Below are 24226 nucleotides of genomic sequence, written 5' to 3' on the forward strand. Positions count from 1 at the left end.
AGCTAGAGTGAACGCCAGCTGTAAACAGCTAGCAAAGAATTTTAAAATACGCCGCAGGAGAGATTCGCAATGGCTCAGCAGGGCAGTGGTTATCAGGCTCGCTATAAACGCATTCTACTCAAGCTTAGCGGCGAGGCCCTGATGGGCTCGGAAGAGTTCGGGATCGATCCGAAAGTTCTGGATCGCATGGCGCTTGAAGTCGGCCAACTGGTCGGCATCGGTGTTCAGGTCGGTCTGGTGATCGGCGGTGGCAACCTGTTCCGTGGTGCAGCGCTGAGCGCAGCCGGCATGGATCGGGTGACTGGCGACCACATGGGCATGCTGGCCACTGTGATGAACGCCCTGGCGATGCGCGATGCGCTGGAACGTGCCAATATCTCGGCCATCGTGATGTCGGCCATTTCCATGGTTGGCGTGACCGATCACTACGATCGCCGCAAAGCCATGCGCCACCTGAACGCCAAGGAAGTCGTGATCTTTGCGGCCGGTACCGGTAATCCGTTCTTCACCACGGATTCGGCAGCCTGCTTGCGAGCGATCGAAATCGACGCCGATGTCGTGCTCAAGGCGACCAAGGTCGATGGCGTCTACACCGCTGACCCATTCAAAGACCCGCATGCCGAGAAGTTCGATCATCTGACCTACGATGAAGTGCTGGATCGCAAGCTGGGCGTGATGGATCTGACGGCCATTTGCCTGTGCCGCGACCACAAGATGCCATTGCGCGTCTTTAACATGAACAAGCCCGGCGCCCTGCTGAACATCGTACATGGCGGCGCTGAAGGGACCCTGATCGAGGAAGGCCAACAATGATCAATGAAATCAAGAAAGACGCTCAAGAGCGCATGCAGAAATCCCTGGATTCTCTGAACCATGCATTTGGCCAGATTCGCACTGGCAAGGCACACCCGAGCATTCTGGGTAGCGTGATGGTGCCGTACTACGGCGCAGACACCTCCATCACCCAAGTGGCCAACATCACCGTAAAAGACTCCCGCACCCTGCAAGTAGTAGCTTTTGAGCGCAATATGCTTGCCGCTGTCGACAAGGCTATCCAGAGCGCAGGTCTGAACCTCAATCCGACCAACCTGGGTGAGTTGCTGCTGATCTCCATGCCGGCGCTGACCGAAGAGACCCGCAAAGGTTTTACCAAGCAGGCGCGTAGCGCTGCCGAAGACGCTCGTGTGGCGGTACGTAACATCCGTCGCGATGCTTTGGGTGATTTGAAGAAGCTGGTGAAAGACAAGGAAATCAGCGAAGACGAAGAGCGTCGTGCCGCTGCCGATATCCAGAAGCTGACCGACAAGGCTGAGGCTGACATTGATGCGGCCACCAAGCAGAAAGAAGCCGACCTGATGGCCGTATAAGGGTCGCGTTTTCATGGAAAAGACCAAGCAGACTGCGCCGTCCGCGGTGCCGCGCCATGTCGCGATCATCATGGATGGTAATAATCGCTGGGCGAAAAAGCGCTTTATGCCGGGTGTCGCCGGGCATAAAGCGGGCGTGGATGCGGTTCGCGCAGTGATCGAGGTGTGCGCCGAGGCCGGGGTCGAGGTATTGACCCTGTTCGCCTTTTCCAGTGAGAACTGGCAGCGTCCGGCCGATGAAGTCAGCGCCTTGATGGATCTGTTCTTCAAGGCGTTGCGTCGCGAGGCCAAGCGCCTCAATGACAACAACATCAGTCTGCGCATCATCGGTGATCGTTCGCGCTTTCATCCCGAGCTTCAGGCAGCCATGCGTGAAGCCGAGGCGATGACCGCGGGTGCCAACCGCTTTGTTTTGCAGATCGCCGCCAACTACGGCGGTCAGTGGGACATCGCGCAAGCCGCGCAGCGTCTGGCGCGGGAGGTTCAGGCCGGGCATCTGCGTCCGGAGGACATCACGCCCGAGCTGTTGCAGACCTGTCTGGCCACCGGCGATCTGCCGCTGCCTGACTTGTGCATCCGCACCGGTGGCGAACACCGCATCAGCAATTTCCTGCTGTGGCAACTGGCTTATGCCGAGTTGTACTTCTCCGACCTGTTCTGGCCGGACTTCAAACACGACGCCATGCGTAACGCGCTGGCCGATTTCGCTTCTCGTCAGCGCCGCTTCGGTAAAACGAGCGAGCAGGTCGAGTCTGGAGCCCGGGTTTAATGCTTAAACAACGAATCATCACCGCGCTGATCCTGCTGCCGATCGCTTTGTGCGGGTTTTTCCTGCTCGAAGGCACAGGCTTTGCGCTGTTCATCGGGCTGGTCGTGACCCTCGGTGCGTGGGAATGGGCTCGCCTGGCAGGCTTCAACGCCCAGCCGATTCGCGTTGCCTATGCGGTTGTGGTCGCATTGATGCTGTTTGTCATGCACATCCTGCCGGGGCTCGCGCCTTGGGTGTTGGGTGCTGCGGTGCTCTGGTGGGGCGTGGCGACGTATCTGGTGCTGACTTACCCGCGTTCCAGCGAACACTGGTCCAGCGCCGCCTGCAAGCTGGTGATCGGTTTGCTGATCCTGCTGCCGGCCTGGCAAGGTCTGGTCCAGATCAAGCAGGAGCCTTTGGGTAACTGGCTGATCATGGCGGTGATGGTGCTGGTCTGGGGCGCCGATATCGGCGCGTACTTTTCGGGTCGGGCCTTTGGCAAGCGCAAGCTGGCGCCGCAGGTCAGCCCAGGCAAGAGTTGGGAAGGCGTGTACGGCGGCTTGCTGCTGAGCCTGGTCATTACGGCGATCGTTGGCTTTGTGCGCGACTGGAGTTTCGGGCAGATGCTGATGGGCCTGATCGGTGCGGCAATTATCGTGTTCATCTCGGTCGTGGGCGACCTCACCGAAAGCATGTTCAAGCGTCAATCGGGTATCAAGGACAGCAGTAATCTGCTGCCGGGGCACGGCGGTGTGCTGGATCGCATCGACAGCCTGACGGCCGCGATCCCTGTCTTCGCTGTGCTGTTGTGGATGGCCGCACCGTGAGCCGCCCACAGCAAATTACCGTTCTGGGGGCGACCGGTTCGATTGGTCTGAGTACTCTGGACGTGATCGCTCGCCATCCCGGGCGCTATCAAGTGTTCGCCTTGAGCGGTTTCACCCGCCTGAGCGAGCTACTGGCCTTGTGCGTGCGTCACACGCCGCGGTTTGCCGTCGTGCCGGAGGCGGGCGCTGCCCGAACCTTGCAGGACGACTTGCGCGCCGCAGGCCTGTCGACCCGCGTGCTGGTGGGAGAGGAGGGCCTGTGCCAAGTTGCTTCCGACCCTGAGGTCGATGCGGTCATGGCGGCCATCGTTGGCGCGGCGGGCTTGCGTCCGACCCTGGCGGCGGTCGAGGCGGGCAAGAAGATCCTGCTGGCCAACAAAGAAGCGTTGGTCATGTCGGGTGCCCTGTTCATGCAGGCCGTGCGCAAAAGCGGCTCGGTGCTGCTGCCGATCGACAGCGAACACAACGCGATTTTTCAGTGCATGCCACAGGATTTCGCCCGTGGGCTTGGCGCGGTCGGTGTGCGCCGGATTCTGCTGACAGCCTCTGGTGGTCCGTTCCGACAGACGCCGATGGCTGAATTGGTACATGTTTCCCCTGAGCAAGCGTGCGCGCATCCGAACTGGTCCATGGGTCGCAAGATTTCGGTCGATTCGGCCAGCATGATGAACAAAGGGCTTGAATTGATTGAAGCGTGCTGGCTGTTCGACGCCAAGCCGTCCCAAGTCGAAGTGGTGATTCACCCGCAGAGCGTGATTCATTCGCTGGTCGACTATATCGATGGCTCGGTGCTGGCGCAGTTAGGCAATCCGGACATGCGCACGCCGATCGCCAACGCCCTGGCCTGGCCAGAGCGCATCGATTCAGGCGTAGCGCCGCTGGATCTGTTTGCCATCGCGCGACTGGACTTCCAGGCGCCTGACGAAGAGCGTTTCCCTTGCCTGCGCCTTGCGCGTCAGGCCGCCGAAGCGGGCAATAGCGCGCCGGCCATGCTCAATGCGTCGAATGAAGTGGCTGTCGCGGCGTTTCTCGACGGGCGGGTTCGCTACCCGGAAATCGCGAGTATCATCGAGGAAGTGTTAAATCTCGAACCTGTGGTTGCGGTGGATGATCTCGAGGCGGTGTTCACGGCCGACGCGAAAGCGCGAGTACTGGCCGAGCAATGGTTGAGTCGTCACGGGCGGTAAGTGCTGCAATACGTTGGCCCATGCAGCACTGGATAGGATTGCGGAGAAAGTAGATGAGCGCGCTCTATATGATTGTCGGCACCCTGGTTGCGTTGGGCGTGCTGGTCACCTTCCACGAATTCGGCCATTTCTGGGTCGCACGTCGCTGTGGGGTCAAAGTGCTGCGTTTCTCCGTGGGCTTCGGCATGCCGCTGCTGCGTTGGCACGACAAGAAAGGCACTGAGTTCGTGGTGGCGGCCATTCCGTTGGGCGGCTACGTGAAAATGCTCGACGAGCGCGAAGGCGAAGTGCCGGCCGATCAGGTCGATCAATCCTTCAATCGCAAATCTGTCCGTCAGCGTATTGCCATTGTGGCCGCGGGACCGATCGCCAACTTTCTCTTGGCAATGGTGTTTTTCTGGGTGTTGGCAATGCTCGGCAGCGAGCAGGTGCGGCCGGTCATCGGTGCAGTCGAATCCGGCAGCATCGCCGCCAAGGCCGGTCTGGGTGCTGGTCAGGAAATCATTGCCATCGATGGTGAGCCGACTTCCGGCTGGGGCGCGGTGAATCTGCAACTGGTCCGTCGTCTTGGCGAGAGCGGTTCTCTTCAATTGCTGGTGCGTGAGCAGGGCTCTACGGCGGATTCGCCCCGTGAGCTGATGCTGGATAAATGGCTCAAGGGCGCAGACGAGCCGGATCCTATTCGTTCGTTGGGTATTCGCCCCTGGCGTCCGGCGTTGCCGCCGGTGTTGGCCGAACTTGATCCGAAAGGCCCGGCCCAGGCTGCAGGCCTGAAGACCGGTGATCGTCTGTTGGCCCTCGATGGCAAGTCACTCGATGACTGGCAGCAGGTGGTCGACACGGTCCGTATGCATCCGGATACCAAAATCATGCTGCGTGTTGAGCGTGAGGGTGCTCAAATCGACGTCCCAGTGACCTTGGCCGCTCGCGGCGAGAAAAAGGCGCCTACCGGTTATATGGGCGCCGGGGTGAAAGCGGTCGATTGGCCGCCAGAGATGATTCGCGAAGTCAGTTATGGCCCGGTGGCCGCAATTGGCGAGGGTGCTCGACGCACCTGGACCATGAGCGTACTGACCCTCGATTCGCTCAAGAAAATGTTGTTCGGCGAGCTCTCGGTAAAAAACTTGAGTGGACCGATAACCATTGCTAAAGTGGCGGGCGCTTCTGCCCAGTCGGGTGTCGCTGATTTCCTGAATTTCCTTGCTTATCTGAGTATTAGCCTGGGAGTTCTGAATTTGCTGCCCATTCCTGTACTGGATGGGGGGCATTTGTTGTTTTATCTGATCGAGTGGGCGCGTGGTCGTCCCTTGTCAGATCGGGTGCAGGGTTGGGGGATACAGATCGGTATCAGTTTGGTGGTCGGGGTGATGTTGCTTGCTCTGGTCAATGATTTGGGCCGTCTGTAACACTTCGCTGAATTGCGAATCTGCCGCATTTTGCGGCAGTTTGTTTATTGCCAGTTGGAATAAGAAAGGACTTCATGAAACGTCTGCTGCTAACTGCGGTTCTCACCGTATTGATGATCGCCGAAGTTCACGCCGAGTCCTTCACTATCTCTGATATTCGCGTCAATGGCCTCCAGCGGGTCTCCGCGGGTAGCGTCTTTGGTGCTTTGCCGTTAAACGTCGGTGAACAGGCGGATGATCGTCGCCTGGTGGAATCCACTCGTGCGCTGTTCAAAACCGGGTTCTTTCAAGATATCCAGCTGGGCCGCGATGGCAACGTCCTGGTCATCACGGTAGTCGAGCGTCCGTCGGTCGCCAGTATCGAGATCGAAGGTAACAAGGCGATCTCTACTGAAGACCTGATGAAGGGCCTCAAACAATCCGGTCTGGCCGAAGGCGAAATCTTCCAGCGTGCCACCCTCGAAGGTGTTCGTAACGAACTGCAGCGCCAATATGTCGCTCAGGGTCGCTACTCGGCCACCGTCGACACCGAAGTGGTGCCGCAGCCGCGTAACCGCGTGGGCCTGAAGGTCAATATCAACGAAGGCACCGTTGCGGCTATCCAGCACATCAACGTGGTGGGTAACACGGTCTTCCCTGATGAAGACCTGATCGACCTGTTTGAATTGAAGACCACCAACTGGCTGTCGTTCTTCAAGAACGATGACAAGTACGCCCGCGAAAAACTCTCCGGTGACCTGGAGCGTCTGCGCTCCTACTACCTGGACCGTGGCTATATCAACATGGATATCGCTTCGACCCAGGTGTCCATTACTCCGGACAAGAAACACGTCTACATCACCGTCAACGTCAACGAAGGCGAGAAGTACACCGTTCGTGACGTCAAGCTGAGCGGCGACCTGAAAGTCCCTGAAGACCAGGTCAAGTCCCTGCTGCTGGTTCAGAAAGGCCAGGTGTTCTCGCGCAAGCTGATGACCACCACTTCCGAGCTGATCACCCGTCGCCTGGGTAACGAGGGCTACACCTTCGCCAACGTCAACGGCGTGCCTCAGCCTCACGATGAAGACCACACGGTCGACATCACTTTCGCAGTCGATCCGGGCAAGCGTGCTTACGTCAACCGCATCAACTTCCGTGGCAACACCAAGTCCGAAGACGAAGTGCTGCGCCGTGAAATGCGTCAGATGGAAGGCGGCTGGGCTTCGACCTACCTGATCGACCAGTCCAAGACCCGTCTTGAGCGTCTGGGCTTCTTCAAGGAAGTCAACGTCGAAACACCTGCCGTACCGGGTGTCGATGACCAGGTTGACGTGAACTACAGCGTTGAAGAGCAGGCTTCCGGTTCGATCACCGCCAGCGTCGGTTTCGCGCAGAGCGCCGGCCTGATCCTCGGTGGTTCGATCACTCAGAACAACTTCCTGGGTACCGGTAACAAGGTCAGCATCGGTTTGACCCGCAGTGAATACCAGAGCCGCTATAACTTCGGTTATGTCGACCCGTACTGGACTGCTGATGGCGTGAGCCTGGGTTACAACGCTTTCTATCGCACGACTGACTACAAAGACCTCGATGTCGACGTAGCCAGCTATGCCGTAGACAGCCTGGGTGCTGGCGTGAGCGTCGGCTACCCGATCAGCGAGACTTCGCGTCTGACCTTCGGGCTGACTGCGCAGCAGGACAAGATCAAGACCGGTCAATACACCGTCGACGAGATTTTCGACTTCGTTAACCGTGAAGGCGACAACTACCTGAACTTCAAGGCGTCCGCCGGCTGGTCCGAGTCGACTTTGAACAAAGGCGTATTGGCGACCCGTGGCCATTCCCAGAGCCTGACTCTGGAAACCACCACGCCAGGTAGCGACCTGTCGTTCTTCAAACTTGATTACCGTGGTCAGCTGTTCCAGCCAATCACTGAAAACTACACCGTTCGTCTTCACACCGAACTGGGTTATGGCGATGGCTACGGTTCCACCGATGGCTTGCCATTCTATGAAAACTACTATGCTGGTGGTTTCAACTCGGTTCGTGGCTTCAAGGACAGTACCCTTGGTCCGCGCAGTACACCTAGCCGCGGTCAGGCTGTAACGGGTAACACCGGTACGCTCGCCGACCCTGACCAGGATCCGCTGCCGTTCGGTGGTAACGTCCTGATCCAGGGTGGTGTCGAGTTACTGTTCCCGCTGCCATTCATCAAGGATCAGCGTTCCCTGCGTACTTCGGTATTCTGGGACGTGGGTAACGTATTCGACTCCAAGTGCGACAAAACGACGAACGCCAATGTCGGTTCGACCTCTCAGACAGAGTGCAACGACATCAGCCTGAGCAACGTCGCGAGTTCCGTCGGTGTGGGCGTGACCTGGGTCACCGCACTGGGTCCTCTGAGCTTCGCGTTGGCCATGCCGATCAAGAAACCGGATGACGCTGAGACTCAAGTGTTCCAATTCTCTCTTGGTCAGACGTTCTAAGCGTCTGCCCCACAATAACGACAATGGATTTTGTAGGAGTGCATCGTGCGTAAGTTGACTCAATTGGTTCTCCTGGCGACCGTACTGGTAGCAGGTCCGGCTTTTGCCGACATGAAAATCGCCGTTCTGAACTATCAGATGGCCCTGCTGGAATCCGACGCAGCCAAGAAATACGCCGTGGATGCCGAGAAGAAGTTCGGCCCGCAACTGTCCAAGCTCAAGACTCTGGAAAGCAGCGCCAAAGGCATCCAGGACCGTCTGATGGCGGGCGGCGACAAGATGCAGCAAGGCGAGCGTGAACGTCTTGAGCTCGAGTTCAAGCAAAAGGCCCGTGACTTCCAGTTCCAGTCCAAGGAACTGAACGAAGCCAAAGCCGTTGCCGACCGTGAAATGCTGAAGCAGCTCAAGCCGAAACTGGACAGCGCTGTGGAAGAAGTCATCAAGAAAGGTGCTTTTGACCTGGTCTTCGAGCGTGGCGCAGTGATTGATGTCAAACCTCAGTACGACATCACTCGCCAGGTTATCGAGCGCATGAATCAGCTGAAGTAATCCATGACAGCGACTATAAAGCTCGGCCAATTGGCCGAGTTCCTCGGCGCCACGCTACGTGGCGATCCGGAGAAAGAAATTACTGGGCTAGCCACTTTGCAAGAGGCTGGCCCAGCTCAGTTGAGCTTTCTCGCAAACCCCCAATACCGTAAATACCTGGTGGACTGCCGGGCCGCAGCCCTGTTGCTGAAGGCCGCTGACGCTGAAGGTTTTGCCGGCGATGTATTGGTGGTGCCTGATCCGTATCTGGCCTACGCGCGTATTTCCCATTTGTTCGATCCCAAGCCCAAGGCGCCTGCCGGTATTCACCCGACAGCGGTAGTGGCCGCGGACGCAGTGGTTGATCCGGCGGCGAGCATCGGTGCCTTTGCGGTGATCGAAAGCGGCGCGCGTATTGCTGCAGGTGTGACCGTGGGTGCGCATTGTTTCATCGGTGCCCGTTGCGAAATTGGCGAGGGCGGCTGGCTGGCCCCGCGGGTCACGCTGTACCACGACGTGCGCATCGGCAAACGGGTGGTGATTCAGTCCGGTGCCGTGCTCGGTGGCGAAGGCTTCGGTTTTGCCAACGAGAAAGGTGTCTGGCAGAAAATCGCCCAGATCGGTGGTGTATTGGTTGGCGATGATGTGGAGATTGGCGTGAATACCGCTATCGACCGCGGCGCCCTGGCCGATACCGTACTGGGTAACGGTGTGAAGCTCGACAATCAGATTCAGATCGCCCACAACGTGCAGGTCGGTGATCACACCGCCATGGCCGCGTGCGTGGGGATCTCCGGCAGCACCAAAATCGGCAAGCATTGCATGCTCGCCGGTGGCGTAGGGCTGGTGGGGCATATCGAAATCTGCGACAACGTTTTCATCACCGGGATGACCATGGTGACCCACTCGATTACCGAAAAGGGTTCCTATTCTTCCGGTACGGCAATGCAACCAGCAGCCGAATGGCGCAAAAGCGCGGCCCGTATCCGTCAGCTCGATGACATCGCGCGACGTTTGCGACAGCTGGAAAAGCGTGTGGGGGACGTGACCCCTGACGGTAATGCTTCATCAGATGGCTGATACCATTTCCATATCAAGTGTGCACAGCCGCTAGACTGCCTCCTTGATTTGCTAGAGGGGTGCGCGTCAGTCGCGCGCTCCCAATCTTTACATAGGCTTCCCCCCGAAATGATGGACATCAACGAGATTCGCGAATACCTGCCTCACCGTTACCCGTTCCTGCTGGTGGACCGGGTCGTGGATCTGGATGTGGAAGGCAAGCGCATTCGCGCCTACAAGAATGTCAGCATCAACGAACCGTTCTTCAATGGTCACTTCCCTGCGCATCCAATCATGCCGGGCGTACTGATCATCGAAGCGATGGCTCAGGCTGCCGGGATCCTTGGTTTCAAGATGCTGGACGTGAAACCGGCCGACGGCACCCTTTACTACTTCGTCGGCTCCGACAAGTTGCGCTTCCGTCAGCCTGTGCTGCCAGGCGATCAGCTGATCCTGGAAGCCAAGTTCCTGAGCTGCAAGCGTCAGATCTGGAAGTTCGAGTGCCAGGCTTCGGTCGATGGCAAGCCAGTCTGCTCCGCTGAAATCATCTGCGCGGAACGCAAACTATGAGTTTGATTGACCCTCGCGCAATCATCGATCCGACGGCCGTTCTGGCCGAGGGTGTCGAGGTCGGCCCATGGTCGATCGTCGGCGCAGGTGTGGAAATCGGCGAGGGGACAGTGATCGGGCCGCATGTGATTCTCAAGGGCCCGACCCGAATCGGTAAGCATAACCGCATCTACCAGTTTTCTTCGGTAGGTGAGGACACGCCCGATCTGAAATACAAAGGCGAAGAAACCCGTCTGGTCATCGGTGACCACAACGTCATCCGTGAAGGCGTGACGATTCACCGCGGGACCGTTCAGGACCGTTCAGAAACTACCCTGGGTGATCACAACCTGATCATGGCCTATGCCCACATCGGCCATGACAGCGTGATCGGCAACCACTGCATCCTGGTCAACAACACAGCGTTGGCGGGTCATGTGCACGTCGAAGACTGGGCGATCCTGTCCGGTTTTACCCTGGTCCACCAGTATTGCCACATCGGCGCCCACAGCTTTTCCGGCATGGGTACTGCCATTGGCAAGGACGTTCCAGCGTACGTCACGGTGTTCGGCAACCCCGCCGAAGCGCGCAGCATGAACTTCGAAGGCATGCGCCGTCGTGGTTTCAGCGAAGACGCGATCCACGCCCTGCGTCGTGCCTACAAGGTGGTTTACCGCCAGGGCCTGACGGTTGAGCAGGCACTCGCCGAATTGGCCGAACCTTCGGATCAGTTCCCGGAAGTCGCGGTGTTCCGTGATTCCATCCAGTCTTCGACCCGCGGCATCACACGTTAATCATGGCTAATCTGCGTATTGCGCTGGTGGCGGGTGAGGCTTCCGGTGACATTCTGGGCGCGGGTCTCATGCGCGCACTCAAAGCTCAGCATCCGGCGGTGGAATTCATCGGTGTCGGTGGCCCGCTGATGCAGGCCGAGGGCCTGACTTCGTATTTCCCGATGGAACGTCTTTCGGTCATGGGCCTGGTGGAAGTGCTGGGTCGATTGCGTGAGTTGATGGCGCGTCGTAAAAAGCTGATTGCCGACCTGATCGCCGAAAAGCCGGACGCGTTTATCGGCATCGATGCCCCGGACTTCAACCTCAATATCGAACTCAAGCTGCGTCAGGCCGGGATCAAGACCGTGCATTACGTCAGCCCGTCGGTGTGGGCGTGGCGGCAGAAGCGGGTGCTGAAGATTCGCGAAGGCTGCGACCTGATGCTGACGCTGTTTCCGTTCGAAGCGAAGTTTTATGAAGAGAAGGGCGTGCCGGTGCGGTTTGTCGGGCACACCCTGGCCGATGCGATACCCCTCGAAGCTGATCGTGCCGCCGCACGCGCCGAACTCGGTTTGCCTGATGGACCATTGGTCGCGCTGATGCCGGGCAGTCGAGGTGGTGAAGTCGGTCGCCTTGGCGCGTTGTTCCTCGATACCGCCGAGCGTTTGCGCGCCATGCGCCCAGGCGTGCGGTTCATCATTCCGTGTGCGAGCCCGCAGCGCCGCGCGCAGCTTGAAGAGTTGCTCGGCGGTCGCGATCTGCCGCTGACTCTGCTTGACGGCAAATCCCATCTGGCGCTCGCAGCCTGCGACGCGGTGTTGATTGCCTCCGGAACGGCTACCCTTGAAGCGTTGTTGTACAAGCGGCCGATGGTCGTCGCTTATCGTCTGGCGCCACTGACGTTCTGGATTCTCAAGCGCATGGTCAAGAGCCCTTACGTGTCGTTGCCGAACCTGTTGGCCCAGCGCCTGTTGGTGCCCGAGTTGCTGCAGGATGATGCGACGGTTGAAGCGCTGGCCCAGACATTGTCACCACTGATCGAAGGTGGCGAAGAACAGACCCGTGGCTTCGATGAAATCCACCGTACCTTGCGTCTGGATGCCTCCAATCAGGCAGCGGACGCAGTATTGAACCTGATCGGCAAAACACAATGACAAAAGCACAACAGATGGGCCTCGATTTCACCTTGGTCGCTGAAGTCGAAGACCTGGTTGCCGGCGTTGACGAAGTCGGCCGCGGCCCGCTGTGTGGTGCCGTGGTGACGGCGGCGGTGATTCTTGATCCGAACCGTCCGATCATCGGTCTCAACGATTCGAAGAAGCTCACCGAAGCCCGTCGTGAAAAGCTCTACGACGAAATCTGCGAAAAAGCCCTGAGCTGGTGCATCGCCCGGGCCGAAGTCGAGGAAATCGACGAGCTGAACATTCTGCATGCCACCATGCTGGCCATGCAGCGCGCGATCGAAGGGCTGCACATCCAGCCGAAACTGGCGATGATCGACGGCAACCGTTGCCCGAAACTGTCCATGCGCGCCGAAGCGGTGGTGCAGGGCGACGGCAAGGTGCCGGCCATTGCGGCGGCATCGATCCTGGCCAAGGTCAGCCGTGACCGTGAAATGGCCGCTTTCGAATTGATTTACCCGGGATACGGGATCGGCGGCCACAAAGGCTACCCGACGCCCGTTCATCTGGAAGCGCTGGCACGGCTTGGACCAACTCCAATTCACCGCCGCTCGTTTGCTCCAGTAAGGATGGCGTACGAGGCTCGGGAAAGTCTGATCGAGAGTTAGTCGCAAGGCTGATGTTTTTGCCAAGGCCCGGTACAATCCGGGCCTTGTTGTCTTCACGTTTCTAGTTTCTAGACAGGATCACTATGCCGGCTTCATTCGTTCATCTACGCCTGCACACTGAATATTCCCTGGTCGACGGTCTGGTGCGGATCAAGCCGCTGGTCAAGACCCTGGTCGGCATGAACATGCCTGCCGTAGCGGTCACCGACCAGAACAACATGTGTTCCCTGGTCAAATTCTATAAAGCAGCCATGGGCGCAGGCATCAAGCCGATCTGCGGCGCCGACCTGTGGCTGTCGAACAAGGATCCGGACAACGCCTTGAGCCGGATCAGCCTGCTGGCAATGAACGCTGTGGGCTATCGCAACCTCACCGAACTGATCTCTCGCGGCTTCATCGACGGCCAGCGCAATGGCTCGGTCATCATCGAGCGCGAGTGGGTGGCCGAAGCCAGCGAAGGCTTGATCATGCTGTCGGCGGCAAAAGAGGGCGAGATCGGCCTGGCCATGCTCAGCGGCAATCCGGTTGAAGCGGAAAACCTCGCGCGTGAATGGATGGCCGTGTTCCCGGATCGTTTCTATCTGGAGATCCAGCGCACCAGCCGCCCCAACGACGAAGAACAGTTGCACGGCGCCGTGGCCCTGGCCGAGAAAATCGGTGCGCCGCTGGTCGCCACCAACGACGTGCGCTTCATCAAGCAGGAAGACTTCGCCGCGCACGAAACCCGCGTCTGCATCGGTGAGGGCCGCGCCCTCGACGATCCGCGGCGTTCGAAGAATTACAGCGATCAGCAATACCTCAAAAGCGCCGAGGAAATGGCCGAGCTGTTCAGCGACATTCCCGAGGCGCTGGCCAACACCGTCGAGATCGCCAAGCGCTGCAACATCGAAGTGAAGCTGGGCACTCACTTCCTGCCCAACTTCCCAATCCCTGATGGCATGACCATCGACGAGTATTTCCGCAAGGTCTCGTTCGACGGTCTGGAAGATCGTCTCAGCGTGCTGCTGCCCAGGGACACCACCGAAGACTACGAAACCAAGCGTCAGGTCTATGTCGACCGGTTGAATTTCGAGCTGGATATCATCATCCAGATGGGGTTCCCGGGTTACTTCCTGATCGTTATGGACTTTATCCAGTGGGCCAAGAGCAACGGCGTACCGGTAGGTCCTGGCCGGGGATCGGGTGCCGGGTCGCTGGTGGCCTATGTGCAAAAGATCACCGACCTCGATCCGCTGGAATATGACCTGCTGTTCGAACGTTTCCTTAACCCGGAACGAGTCTCCATGCCCGACTTCGACGTCGACTTCTGCATGGACGGTCGCGACCGAGTGATCGACTACGTGGCCGAGAAATACGGCCGCAACGCGGTGAGCCAGATCATCACCTTCGGTTCCATGGCGGCCAAGGCTGTGGTCCGTGACGTGGCGCGGGTGCAGGGCAAGTCCTACGGTCTGGCGGATCGTCTGTCGAAGATGATTCCGTTCGAAGTCGGCATGACCCTGGAAAAAGCCTACGAGCAGGAAGAAATCCTCCGTGACTTCATCAAGGTCGATGAAGAAGCCGCGGAAATCTGGGAAATGGCGCGCAAGCTCGAAGGCGTTGTGCGTAACGTCGGCAAGCACGCCGGTGGTGTGGTCATCGCCCCGACCAAGCTGACGGACTTCTCGCCGATTTATTGCGATGAGGCCGGTGACGGTCTGGTAACCCAGTTCGACAAAGATGACGTCGAGGCTGCGGGCCTGGTGAAGTTCGACTTCCTGGGTCTGCGGACCCTGACGGTCATCGACTGGGCGCTGAAAACCATCAACCGCGACCGCGCCAAGGTCGATGAGCCGCCGCTGGACATCGCGTTCATCCCGCTGGATGACAAGCCGACCTACCAGTTGCTGCAAAAAGCTGAAACCACCGCGGTGTTCCAGCTCGAGTCGCGCGGCATGAAAGAGCTGATCAAAAAGCTCAAGCCCGACTGCCTGGAAGACTTGATCGCACTGGTGGCGCTGTTCCGTCCGGGCCCGCTGCAATCGGGCATGGTGGACGACTTCATCAACCGTAAGCACGGCCGCGCCGAACTGGCGTATCCGCACTCGGACTACCAGTACGAAGGCCTCAAACCCGTATTGGCACCGACTTACGGCATCATCCTGTATCAGGAACAGGTGATGCAGATCGCCCAGGTCATGGCCGGTTACACCCTCGGTGGTGCGGACATGCTGCGTCGGGCCATGGGTAAGAAAAAGCCCGAAGAAATGGCCAAGCAGCGCGGCGGTTTCATTGAAGGTTGCACCGCTAACAATATCGACGCGGACCTGGCCGGTAACATTTTCGACCTGGTAGAAAAATTCGCCGGTTACGGCTTCAACAAATCCCACTCCGCCGCTTACGGCCTGGTGTCGTACCAGACAGCGTGGCTGAAGACGCACTACCCGGCGCCGTTCATGGCCGCGGTGCTGTCGGCGGATATGCACAACACCGACAAGGTCGTGACCTTGATCGAAGAAATTCGCACCATGAAGCTGCGTCTCGACGCGCCGGATGTGAATACTTCAGAGTTCAAGTTCACGGTGAATGACGAAGGCCGGATTATTTACGGCCTCGGCGCGATCAAGGGTGTCGGCGAAGGTCCGGTGGAAGCGATCACCGAGGCGCGTCAGGACGGTCCGTTCAAGGACTTGTTCGATTTCTGCGCCCGTGTCGACCTCAAGCGAATCAACAAGCGCACCCTGGACGGTTTGATCCGCAGCGGCGCGCTGGATCGTCTGGGACCTTATTTCCATGACGAACCGAAAGCCTACCAAGCGAGCATCGACCAGAACCGCGCCGTATTGCTGAATGCGATGGAAGGGGCGATCAAGGCCGCCGAACAAACCGCCCGCACCCACGACAGTGGTCACGCCGACTTGTTTGGCGGGCTGTTCGTCGAGGCAGACGCCGACGTCTACGCCAATCACCGCAAGGCGAAAGAGCTGACCTTGAAGGAACGCCTGAAAGGCGAGAAAGACACCCTGGGCCTGTACCTGACCGGTCACCCGATTGACGAATACGAAGGCGAGATCCGCCGTTTTGCCCGTCAGCGCATCATCGACCTGAAGCCGGCTCGTGATACGCAGACCGTCGCGGGCATGATCATCGCCCTGCGGGTGATGAAGAACAAAAAGGGCGACAAGATGGGTTTCATCACTCTCGATGACCGCTCCGGGCGGATCGAAGCTTCGCTGTTTGCCGAGGCGTTCCATTCGGCGCAGTCGCTGTTGCAGACCGACGCGATGGTGGTGGTCGAAGGCGAAGTCAGCAACGACGACTTCTCCGGCGGCCTGCGGCTGCGGGTCAAGCGGGTGATGAGCATGGAAGATGCGCGCACCAACCTCGCCGAAAGCTTGCGCCTGAAGCTGCAGACCAAGGATTTGAAGGGCGATCAGCTACGCTGGCTGGGTGAGTTGTTCAAGCGTCACCGCGGCGCGTGCCCGATTACCATGGAATACACGAGCCCCGATGCGAAGGCCTTGCTGCAGTTTGGCGAGACCTGGCGAATCGACCCGGCGGATGCGTTGATTCAAGCCTTGCGTGACCAGTTCGGGCGAGACAACGTCTTCCTCCAATACCGTTGACGGTCAGGTTCCGCCGAAGGCCCTGATCTCGACCTGAATTTTTAATCTCGACCTGAACGCGCCTGTCCCTTAAGGTAGGGCGCGAATAGACAACCGGCCGGCCCAAGCTCTCTTGGACGTCGACCCAAGACGGACGCCTATGAACCCGAATTTTCTAGATTTCGAACAGCCGATCGCCGACCTGCAAGCCAAGATCGAAGAGTTGCGCTTGGTCGGTAACGACAATTCGCTGAATATCGGCGATGAGATCTCCCGCCTGCAGGACAAAAGCAGCACGCTGACCGAAGACATCTTCGGCAAGCTGACCAGCTGGCAGATCGCACGTCTCGCGCGTCACCCGAAACGTCCGTATACCCTGGACTACATCGAACACATCTTCACCGAGTTCGACGAACTGCACGGCGACCGTCACTTCTCCGACGACGCTGCGATCGTTGGCGGCATTGCCCGGCTGGACGATCAGCCGGTGATGATCATCGGTCACCAGAAAGGCCGTGAAGTGCGCGAGAAAGTTCGCCGCAACTTTGGCATGCCGCGTCCGGAAGGCTACCGCAAGGCGTGCCGCCTGATGGAAATGGCCGAACGTTTCAAAATGCCGATCCTCACCTTCATCGACACCCCGGGCGCTTACCCTGGCATCGACGCTGAAGAGCGCAACCAGAGCGAAGCGATTGCCTGGAACCTGCGCGTCATGGCTCGCCTGAAAACCCCAATCATCGCCACCGTGATCGGTGAGGGTGGTTCTGGTGGCGCTCTGGCGATCGGCGTTTGCGATCAGCTGAACATGCTGCAGTACTCGACCTACGCGGTGATCTCGCCGGAAGGTTGCGCTTCGATTCTGTGGAAAACCGCCGAGAAAGCGCCGGATGCTGCTGAAGCCATGGGCATCACCGCCGAGCGCCTGAAAGGCCTGGGCATCGTCGACAAGGTGATCGGCGAGCCGTTGGGCGGCGCTCACCGCGATCCTGCAGCTGCGGCGGCATCGATCCGTGCCGAGTTGAGCTCGCAACTGGCGATGCTGAAGAAGTTCGACAACGAAGCGCTGCTGGCCCGTCGTTACGAGCGTCTGATGAGCTACGGTCTCTGATCTGACGCCGATTCGGCAGATGATGGAAACCCCTGTGGGAGCGAGCCTGCTCGCGATAGCGGTCTGACAGTCAGCCCATGAGTTGAATGTCAGGCAGCCATCGCGAGCAGGCTCGCTCCCACAGTTGATTTGTGTGGTTTGAACGATATGAGTCAGCCCATGATTGATCTGCCTGCAAGGTTGCTCTCGAACCTTGAGCCTTGGCGCAATGCCGCCCGATGGCGCATCGCCTTCTCCGGCGGACTCGACTCCACCGTCTTGCTACACCTACTCGCCCACCTCGCAAAAACCCAATCCCTGCCAGCGCTCAGCGCCCTCCATATCCACCACGGCCTTCAGGCTGCAGCGGATGCGTGGCCGCAACATTGTCAGTCGGTCTGTGACGCGCTGGGTGTGCCATTACAGGTGGTTCACGTTGAGGTTCAGCCCGGCGCCAGTCTTGAGCGTGCGGCCCGGGATGCGCGCTATGGCGCGTTCATTGAAGCCACTCAAGTGAATGAACTGCTGCTGACCGCGCAGCACCGCGACGATCAGGCGGAAACCCTGTTGTTTCGGCTGTTGCGCGGGGCAGGGGTGAGGGGCTTGTCGGGCATGCCTCGCGAGCGCGTCCTGGGTCGAGGGCATCTTCTGCGCCCGTTACTCGATGTCACCCGCGCCGAACTTGAGGCCTACGCGGCCGAGCATCAGTTGAGCTGGATCGAGGACCCTTCGAACCAGGACCGGCAGTTCTCGCGCAATTACCTGCGGCATCAAGTGTTCCCGGTATTGACCGAGCGCTGGCCGCAAGCAATGGCGACCATGGCCCGCAGCGCCGCGCATCTGAGTGAAGCGCAGGGGTTGCTTGATGATCTGGCGCAAATCGATCTGGCCAGTGCCCGCACCGTCAGTGATTTCGATTGGCTGGGGTTGCCGTCCCTGGCGTTGGCGCCGCTGGCAAAACTCTCTGCCCCGCGACAACGCAACGCAATGAGTCACTGGCTCACAGCGCTGACGCAGCTGCCGGACAGTGACCATTGGTCGGGTTGGGATGATTTGCGCGATGCCACGGGTGATGCCCGTCCGGTTTGGCGATTGGCGGATGGCGACTTACATAGGGCGGGTGGGCGGATCTGGTGGCTGTCAGGCGGTTGGCTGCGTATCCCGCCATACGCCGGCGTCTGGGCTGATCCCTCGACAGCGCTGGCGTTACCGGAAAATGGCGTGCTCACCTGCACCGGCCAAATCCCCGCTGGCCCGCTGCAGATCCGCTATCGTGAGGGAGGAGAGGTCATGAATCTGCCGGATCGCGGCCACCGGGATCTCAAGCGTTTGCTCAATGAACGCGGGGTTCCGGGCTTTGTCCGTGGCAGATTGCCGCTGGTCTATCGCGGCGAACAATTGCTGGCGGTGGCCAACCTGCGGGGTCTTGATGGCAACGAGCAGGAAGGCTGGCATTTGCATTGGGACCCACTGAGCGAAGATCAAGGTTTGAGCTGAAAGGGGCTTTCCGGTAGACTACGCTCCCTTCTTGATACAACTTCTGTGGATTCGCCTGAATTACAGAAGTTGCCGATTACCAAGCAGTCTTTGCTGGGCGATTCCAAAAAATGTGTAGCGAGCAACGTACCGGTGTTTCATCTGCCGGTCTGTCCCAACGCGGCGGTTTTTTTGAAAGGTGCACTGTGATTAATGCAGGTGATCGGGGGCTTCGGCCTTCCTTCGCTTTCCCCGGCGGCTCGGACCGCTTTAACGCAGACTTCTAGGGTTTTTCATGACGCGCTACATATTCGTCACGGGCGGTGTTGTTTCTTCATTGGGGAAAGGCATCGCATCGGCTTCATTGGCGGCCATCCTGGAGGCGCGGGGACTTAAGGTCACCATGCTGAAGCTGGACCCGTACATCAACGTTGACCCGGGCACCATGAGCCCGTTCCAGCACGGTGAAGTGTTCGTCACCCACGACGGCGCCGAGACCGACCTGGACCTGGGCCACTACGAGCGGTTCATCCGCACGACCATGACCCAGAACAACAACTTCACCACCGGCCGTGTCTACGAACACGTCCTGCGCAAAGAGCGCCGTGGTGACTACCTGGGTGCAACCATCCAGGTGATCCCGCACATCACTGACGAAATCAAGCGCCGCATCATCAAGGGCGCCGGCGACGCCGACGTGGCCATGGTCGAGATCGGTGGCACCGTGGGTGACATCGAGTCGCAACCGTTCCTCGAAGCCATCCGTCAACTGCGTTTCGAAGTCGGCGCCAAGCGCGCGATGCTGATGCACCTGACGCTGGTGCCGTACATCGCCACTGCCGGCGAAACCAAAACCAAGCCGACTCAGCACTCGGTCAAGGAACTGCGTTCCATTGGCCTGCAGCCAGACGTGCTGGTGTGCCGCTCCGATCACCCGATCGACATCTCGTCGCGTCGCAAGATCGCGCAATTCACCAACGTTGAAGAACGTGCGGTGATCGCGCTGGAAGACGCCGACACCATCTACAAGATCCCGGGCATCCTGCACTCCCAGGGCCTGGATGATTTCGTTGTCGAGCGTTTCGGCCTGCAATGCGGCAGCGCCGATCTGTCCGAGTGGGAAGCGGTGGTTGACGCCAAGCTGAACCCGGAACACGAAGTCACCATCGCGATGGTCGGCAAGTACATGGAACTGCTGGATGCCTACAAGTCGCTGATCGAAGCGATGAGTCACGCCGGTATCAGCAACCGCACCAAGGTCAACCTGCGCTACATCGATTCCGAAGACATCGAAAACCAGGGCACCGCGCTGCTGGAAGGTGTTGACGCGATCCTCGTACCGGGCGGCTTCGGTCTGCGTGGCGTTGAAGGCAAGATCACCGCCGTTCAATACGCTCGCGAAAACAAGGTTCCGTACCTCGGCATCTGCCTGGGCATGCAAGTGGCCGTGATCGAGTTCGCTCGTAACGTGCTGGGCTGGAAAGACGCCAACTCCACCGAGTTCGATCGTGCAAGCGGTCACCCGGTCGTGGGTCTGATCACCGAGTGGGAAGATGCCACCGGCGCCGTCGAAACCCGTACCGAAACGTCCGACCTGGGCGGCACCATGCGCCTCGGCGCTCAGGATTGCCTGCTTGAGCCGGGTTCCCTGGTGCACGATTGCTACGCCAAGGACGTGATCGTCGAGCGTCACCGTCATCGCTACGAAGTGAACAACAACCTGCTGCCGCAAATCATGGAAGCCGGCCTGAAAATCTCCGGTCGTTCCGGTGATGGCGCGCTGGTCGAAGTGGTTGAAGCTCCGGATCATCCATGGTTCGTCGCTTGCCAGTTCCACCCTGAGTTCACCTCGACACCGCGCGACGGTCACCCGTTGTTCAGCGGTTTCGTTAAAGCAGCTTTGGTTCAACACCAGAAGAAGGCGTAAATCCGATGGCGCAGAAGATCATCCGTGTAGGCGATATCGAGATTGCCAACGACAAGCCAATGGTGCTTTTCGGTGGCATGAACGTGCTGGAAAGCCGCGACATGGCGATGCAGGTCTGCGAAGAATACGTCAAGGTCACCGAGAAACTCGGTATCCCTTACGTGTTCAAGGCCAGCTTCGACAAGGCCAACCGTTCCTCCGTGACCTCTTACCGAGGCCCCGGCCTGGAAGAGGGCATGCGGATTTTCCAGGACATCAAGCAAGCCTTCGGCGTGCCGATCATCACCGACGTCCACGAACCTGATCAGGCCGCGGTCGTCGCTGAAGTCTGCGACATCATCCAGCTGCCGGCCTTCCTGTCGCGCCAGACCGACCTCGTGGTCGCGATGGCCAAGACCGGCGCGGTGATCAACATCAAGAAAGCCCAGTTCCTCGCCCCGCATGAGATGAAACACATCTTGAGCAAGTGCGTGGAAGCGGGTAACGATCAGTTGATCCTCTGCGAACGCGGTTCGAGCTTTGGCTACAACAACCTGGTCGTCGACATGCTCGGCTTCGGCATCATGAAGCAGTTCGAATACCCGGTGTTTTTCGACGTGACCCACGCGCTGCAAATGCCCGGCGGTCGCTCTGATTCCGCCGGCGGTCGACGCGCCCAGGTCACTGACCTGGCCAAGGCGGGCATGAGCCAGTCGCTGGCCGGTCTGTTCCTCGAAGCCCACCCGGACCCGGACAGCGCCAAATGTGACGGCCCTTGCGCCTTGCGTCTGGACAAACTGGAGCCATTCCTGGCCCAGCTCAAAGCTCTGGACGAACTGGTGAAGAGTTTTCCGACGGTAGAAACCGCGTAAACCTCATTTCTCCGGTAAAGTACCGCACGATTTGTTGCTCAGGCCCTCGGGCCTGAGCCTTATCGTCCGCAAGTCTGCCCGCTGCACACCACTTGCCGACGGTAAAAGATTTCCTCTAGCTGCGTCGTTTTCGTCAACTTTGGAGTGTTTACAACAATGGCAAAAATCGTCGACATCAAAGGTCGTGAAGTTCTCGACTCCCGTGGCAATCCCACCGTGGAAGCGGACGTGCTTCTCGATAACGGCATCATCGGTAGCGCTTGCGCGCCGTCCGGTGCTTCCACTGGCTCGCGTGAAGCACTCGAGCTGCGTGATGGCGACAAGAGCCGTTACCTGGGCAAAGGCGTACTCAAAGCCGTCGCCAACATCAACGGTCCGATCCGCGACCTGTTGAAAGGTACAGACCCAAGCGACCAGAAAGCGCTGGATCACGCGATGATCAAGCTCGACGGTACTGAAAACAAAGGCTCCCTGGGCGCCAACGCGATCCTCGCCGTTTCCCTGGCCGCGGCCAAGGCAGCAGCACAGGACCAGGACCTGCCGCTGTACGCTCACATCGCCAACCTGAACGGCACCCCGGGTGTTTACTCGATGCCGGTTCCGATGATGAACATCATCAACGGTGGCGAGCACGCCGATAACAACGTCGACATCCAGGAATTCATGGTTCAGCCGGTTGGCGCCAAGTCTTTCTCGGAAGGTCTGCGCATGGGCACCGAGATTTTCCATCACCTCAAAGCTGTTCTGAAGGCCCGTGGCCTGAGCACTGCTGTCGGTGACGAAGGTGGTTTCGCACCAAACCTGGCTTCCAACGAAGACGCTTTGAAAGTGATCTCCGAAGCCGTGGCCAACGCCGGTTACAAGCTGGGCACCGACGTGACCCTGGCACTGGACTGCGCGGCGAGCGAATTCTACGAAGACGGTAAATACAACCTGTCCGGCGAAGGCCAGGTGTTCACCGCCGAAGGTTTCGCTGACTACCTGAAAGGCCTGACCGAGCGTTACCCGATCATCTCGATCGAAGATGGCCTGGACGAGTCCGACTGGGCTGGCTGGAAAATCCTCACCGACAAGATCGGCGAGAAGACTCAGTTGGTAGGCGACGACCTGTTCGTGACCAACACCAAGATCCTGAAAGAAGGCATCGATAAAAAGATCGCCAACTCGATCCTGATCAAGTTCAACCAGATCGGCACCCTGACCGAAACCCTGGAAGCCATCCAGATGGCCAAGGCCGCTGGTTATACTGCCGTGATCTCGCACCGCTCCGGCGAAACCGAAGATTCGACCATTGCCGACCTGGCTGTGGGCACTGCTGCTGGCCAGATCAAGACCGGTTCCCTGTGCCGTTCGGACCGCGTTTCCAAGTACAACCAACTGCTGCGTATCGAAGAGCAGTTGAATGGCAAAGCCAAGTACAACGGTCGCAGCGAATTCCGCGGCTAACGGCTACAAGGCAAAAAAGACACCGGATTGTGTCGGAAAAATCGCTACAGCGATGTTTTTGCCACTAATCTGATGCCTTAAGAGCACAAGCCTGGGTCTTCCAGGCTTCGTGCTATCAGAAGCTTCATAGTTTGGCATGGCTGTCTTTTTCCACTGGATACCTGATATTCGATGCGCAGTCCCAATTGGTTGTTCCTCGTCTTGCTCTTGCTGCTGGCTGGCCTGCAATACCGCCTGTGGGTGGGTAATGGCAGTCTGGCGCAAGTGGCCGAGCTGACTCAGCAGATCGCGGATCAACACGCTGAGAACGAGGGCCTGCTCGAGCGCAATCGGGTCATGGACGCTGAAGTCAGTGAGTTGAAAAAAGGCATGGAGACCGTTGAAGAGCGGGCTCGCCATGAGTTGGGCATGGTCAAGGACGGTGAAACCCTTTACCAGTTGGCCCAATGATCCAGTCGTTACCGGCCTTCTGGGCCGTGATTCCTGCCGCGGGCGTCGGTGCCCGTATGGCCGCGGACCGTCCCAAGCAATACTTGCAACTGGGCGGGCGCACTATTCTCGAACACAGCCTTGGCTGTTTCCTTGATCATCCTGCCCTGAAGGGGTTGGTGGTCAGTCTTGCTGTTGATGATCCTTACTGGCCGAACCTGGCGTGTGCGGCCGATCCGCGTATTCAGCGGGTGGACGGTGGTGACGAGCGTTCCGGTTCGGTGCTCAATGCCTTGCTGCATTTGCATGCTCAGGGCGCGGACGATGAAGATTGGGTGCTGGTTCACGACGCCGCACGACCGAATCTGAGCCGTGACGATCTGGACAAGTTGCTGACAGAGCTGGCTGACGACCCGGTGGGTGGACTGCTGGCAGTGCCGGCACGCGATACCCTGAAGCGCATCGATAAGCACGGTCGCGTGGTTGAAACCGTGGATCGCAGCGTGATCTGGCAGGCGTATACGCCGCAGATGTTTCGCCTTGGCGCGTTGCATCGGGCGTTGGCTGACAGTCTGGTGGCGGATGCGTTGGTGACTGATGAAGCGTCTGCCATGGAGTGGGCAGGGCTGGCGCCACGCTTGATCGAAGGCCGTGCGGACAACCTTAAGGTTACCCGGCCTGAAGACCTCGAATGGTTGCGGCAGCGCTGGGCTAATCGTCGCTGAATG

21 protein-coding genes are annotated in these 24226 nt (G+C 58.9%); all 21 read left to right on the forward strand.

Annotated features, from left to right (window positions below):
* The first annotated feature begins 69 nt into the window (after positions 1–69).
* The 21 genes from pyrH (at position 70) to ispD (ending at position 24223) form a co-directional block, all read left to right on the forward strand.
* Positions 70–813: a UMP kinase gene (pyrH, locus tag ACYZT6_RS03620; protein ID WP_003172271.1), complete on the forward strand. Its 744-nt coding sequence runs from the start codon at positions 70–72 to the stop codon at positions 811–813.
* Positions 810–1367 carry a ribosome recycling factor gene (gene frr / locus ACYZT6_RS03625; RefSeq protein ID WP_131059158.1) on the forward strand — a complete coding sequence of 186 codons (558 nt, stop codon included), beginning with the start codon at positions 810–812 and terminating at the stop codon, positions 1365–1367. Before pyrH ends, frr begins: the two co-directional genes overlap by 4 nt.
* Before the next feature lie 13 nt (positions 1368–1380).
* On the forward strand, positions 1381–2136 hold the full coding sequence (gene uppS, locus ACYZT6_RS03630) for a polyprenyl diphosphate synthase (RefSeq protein ID WP_461979908.1): 756 nt from the start codon (positions 1381–1383) through the stop codon (positions 2134–2136).
* On the forward strand, positions 2136–2942 hold the full coding sequence (locus ACYZT6_RS03635) for a phosphatidate cytidylyltransferase (RefSeq protein ID WP_462025759.1): 807 nt from the start codon (positions 2136–2138) through the stop codon (positions 2940–2942). Before uppS ends, ACYZT6_RS03635 begins: the two co-directional genes overlap by 1 nt.
* Entirely contained in the window at positions 2939–4129 is a 1191-nt protein-coding gene (gene ispC, locus ACYZT6_RS03640; protein ID WP_462025760.1) for a 1-deoxy-D-xylulose-5-phosphate reductoisomerase, read from the forward strand. Before ACYZT6_RS03635 ends, ispC begins: the two co-directional genes overlap by 4 nt.
* Positions 4130–4182: 53 nt before the next feature.
* Positions 4183–5535 carry a sigma E protease regulator RseP gene (rseP, locus tag ACYZT6_RS03645; protein ID WP_462025761.1) on the forward strand — a complete coding sequence of 451 codons (1353 nt, stop codon included), beginning with the start codon at positions 4183–4185 and terminating at the stop codon, positions 5533–5535.
* Positions 5536–5609: 74 nt separating this feature from the next.
* Positions 5610–8000 (forward strand): outer membrane protein assembly factor BamA, encoded by a 2391-nt coding sequence (bamA, locus tag ACYZT6_RS03650; RefSeq protein ID WP_462025762.1) that lies wholly within the window; start codon positions 5610–5612, stop codon positions 7998–8000.
* Positions 8001–8045: 45 nt separating this feature from the next.
* Positions 8046–8549, forward strand: a complete 504-nt coding sequence (locus ACYZT6_RS03655) for an OmpH/Skp family outer membrane protein (RefSeq protein WP_010462812.1) — start codon at positions 8046–8048, stop codon at positions 8547–8549.
* A 3-nt stretch (positions 8550–8552) separates the two neighbouring features.
* Entirely contained in the window at positions 8553–9608 is a 1056-nt protein-coding gene (gene lpxD / locus ACYZT6_RS03660; protein WP_462025763.1) for a UDP-3-O-(3-hydroxymyristoyl)glucosamine N-acyltransferase, read from the forward strand.
* Between the two features lie 108 nt (positions 9609–9716).
* Positions 9717–10157, forward strand: coding sequence for a 3-hydroxyacyl-ACP dehydratase FabZ (gene fabZ / locus ACYZT6_RS03665; RefSeq protein WP_007907157.1), 441 nt, complete (start codon positions 9717–9719; stop codon positions 10155–10157).
* Positions 10154–10930, forward strand: a complete 777-nt coding sequence (lpxA, locus tag ACYZT6_RS03670; RefSeq protein WP_131059164.1) for an acyl-ACP--UDP-N-acetylglucosamine O-acyltransferase — start codon at positions 10154–10156, stop codon at positions 10928–10930. Before fabZ ends, lpxA begins: the two co-directional genes overlap by 4 nt.
* A 2-nt stretch (positions 10931–10932) precedes the next feature.
* Positions 10933–12063 (forward strand): lipid-A-disaccharide synthase, encoded by a 1131-nt coding sequence (lpxB, locus tag ACYZT6_RS03675; protein WP_462025764.1) that lies wholly within the window; start codon positions 10933–10935, stop codon positions 12061–12063.
* On the forward strand, positions 12060–12698 hold the full coding sequence (rnhB, locus tag ACYZT6_RS03680; protein ID WP_462025765.1) for a ribonuclease HII: 639 nt from the start codon (positions 12060–12062) through the stop codon (positions 12696–12698). Before lpxB ends, rnhB begins: the two co-directional genes overlap by 4 nt.
* Positions 12699–12781: 83 nt before the next feature.
* Entirely contained in the window at positions 12782–16303 is a 3522-nt protein-coding gene (gene dnaE / locus ACYZT6_RS03685) for a DNA polymerase III subunit alpha (RefSeq protein ID WP_462025766.1), read from the forward strand.
* Between the two features lie 139 nt (positions 16304–16442).
* On the forward strand, positions 16443–17390 hold the full coding sequence (locus tag ACYZT6_RS03690; protein ID WP_010462799.1) for an acetyl-CoA carboxylase carboxyltransferase subunit alpha: 948 nt from the start codon (positions 16443–16445) through the stop codon (positions 17388–17390).
* Positions 17391–17537: 147 nt separating this feature from the next.
* Positions 17538–18866, forward strand: a complete 1329-nt coding sequence (gene tilS, locus ACYZT6_RS03695; RefSeq protein ID WP_462025767.1) for a tRNA lysidine(34) synthetase TilS — start codon at positions 17538–17540, stop codon at positions 18864–18866.
* A gap of 274 nt (positions 18867–19140) precedes the next feature.
* Positions 19141–20772 (forward strand): CTP synthase, encoded by a 1632-nt coding sequence (locus ACYZT6_RS03700; RefSeq protein WP_131059170.1) that lies wholly within the window; start codon positions 19141–19143, stop codon positions 20770–20772.
* Positions 20773–20777: 5 nt separating this feature from the next.
* Positions 20778–21623: a 3-deoxy-8-phosphooctulonate synthase gene (gene kdsA / locus ACYZT6_RS03705; protein ID WP_462025768.1), complete on the forward strand. Its 846-nt coding sequence runs from the start codon at positions 20778–20780 to the stop codon at positions 21621–21623.
* A 156-nt stretch (positions 21624–21779) separates the two neighbouring features.
* On the forward strand, positions 21780–23069 hold the full coding sequence (eno, locus tag ACYZT6_RS03710) for a phosphopyruvate hydratase (protein ID WP_131059171.1): 1290 nt from the start codon (positions 21780–21782) through the stop codon (positions 23067–23069).
* 171 nt (positions 23070–23240) lie between these two features.
* A complete protein-coding gene (gene ftsB, locus ACYZT6_RS03715) occupies positions 23241–23519 on the forward strand; it encodes a cell division protein FtsB (RefSeq protein ID WP_008028992.1) in 279 nt (92 codons plus the stop codon).
* A complete protein-coding gene (ispD, locus tag ACYZT6_RS03720; RefSeq protein ID WP_462025769.1) occupies positions 23516–24223 on the forward strand; it encodes a 2-C-methyl-D-erythritol 4-phosphate cytidylyltransferase in 708 nt (235 codons plus the stop codon). Before ftsB ends, ispD begins: the two co-directional genes overlap by 4 nt.
* Positions 24224–24226 lie beyond the last annotated feature (3 nt).

The organism is Pseudomonas sp. RT6P73 (assembly GCF_054897715.1).

What these genes read in the sequence shown, in the direction of transcription:
- pyrH (WP_003172271.1), top strand. Translation starts at nt 70, where the DNA reads ATGGCTCAGCAGGGCAGTGGTTATCAGGCTCGCTATAAACGCATTCTA.
- frr (WP_131059158.1), top strand. Translation starts at nt 810, where the DNA reads ATGATCAATGAAATCAAGAAAGACGCTCAAGAGCGCATGCAGAAATCC.
- uppS (WP_461979908.1), top strand. Translation starts at nt 1,381, where the DNA reads ATGGAAAAGACCAAGCAGACTGCGCCGTCCGCGGTGCCGCGCCATGTC.
- ACYZT6_RS03635 (WP_462025759.1), top strand. Translation starts at nt 2,136, where the DNA reads ATGCTTAAACAACGAATCATCACCGCGCTGATCCTGCTGCCGATCGCT.
- rseP (WP_462025761.1), top strand. Translation starts at nt 4,183, where the DNA reads ATGAGCGCGCTCTATATGATTGTCGGCACCCTGGTTGCGTTGGGCGTG.
- bamA (WP_462025762.1), top strand. Translation starts at nt 5,610, where the DNA reads ATGAAACGTCTGCTGCTAACTGCGGTTCTCACCGTATTGATGATCGCC.
- lpxD (WP_462025763.1), top strand. Translation starts at nt 8,553, where the DNA reads ATGACAGCGACTATAAAGCTCGGCCAATTGGCCGAGTTCCTCGGCGCC.
- fabZ (WP_007907157.1), top strand. Translation starts at nt 9,717, where the DNA reads ATGATGGACATCAACGAGATTCGCGAATACCTGCCTCACCGTTACCCG.
- lpxA (WP_131059164.1), top strand. Translation starts at nt 10,154, where the DNA reads ATGAGTTTGATTGACCCTCGCGCAATCATCGATCCGACGGCCGTTCTG.
- lpxB (WP_462025764.1), top strand. Translation starts at nt 10,933, where the DNA reads ATGGCTAATCTGCGTATTGCGCTGGTGGCGGGTGAGGCTTCCGGTGAC.
- rnhB (WP_462025765.1), top strand. Translation starts at nt 12,060, where the DNA reads ATGACAAAAGCACAACAGATGGGCCTCGATTTCACCTTGGTCGCTGAA.
- dnaE (WP_462025766.1), top strand. Translation starts at nt 12,782, where the DNA reads ATGCCGGCTTCATTCGTTCATCTACGCCTGCACACTGAATATTCCCTG.
- ACYZT6_RS03690 (WP_010462799.1), top strand. Translation starts at nt 16,443, where the DNA reads ATGAACCCGAATTTTCTAGATTTCGAACAGCCGATCGCCGACCTGCAA.
- tilS (WP_462025767.1), top strand. Translation starts at nt 17,538, where the DNA reads ATGAGTCAGCCCATGATTGATCTGCCTGCAAGGTTGCTCTCGAACCTT.
- ACYZT6_RS03700 (WP_131059170.1), top strand. Translation starts at nt 19,141, where the DNA reads ATGACGCGCTACATATTCGTCACGGGCGGTGTTGTTTCTTCATTGGGG.
- kdsA (WP_462025768.1), top strand. Translation starts at nt 20,778, where the DNA reads ATGGCGCAGAAGATCATCCGTGTAGGCGATATCGAGATTGCCAACGAC.
- eno (WP_131059171.1), top strand. Translation starts at nt 21,780, where the DNA reads ATGGCAAAAATCGTCGACATCAAAGGTCGTGAAGTTCTCGACTCCCGT.
- ftsB (WP_008028992.1), top strand. Translation starts at nt 23,241, where the DNA reads ATGCGCAGTCCCAATTGGTTGTTCCTCGTCTTGCTCTTGCTGCTGGCT.
- ispD (WP_462025769.1), top strand. Translation starts at nt 23,516, where the DNA reads ATGATCCAGTCGTTACCGGCCTTCTGGGCCGTGATTCCTGCCGCGGGC.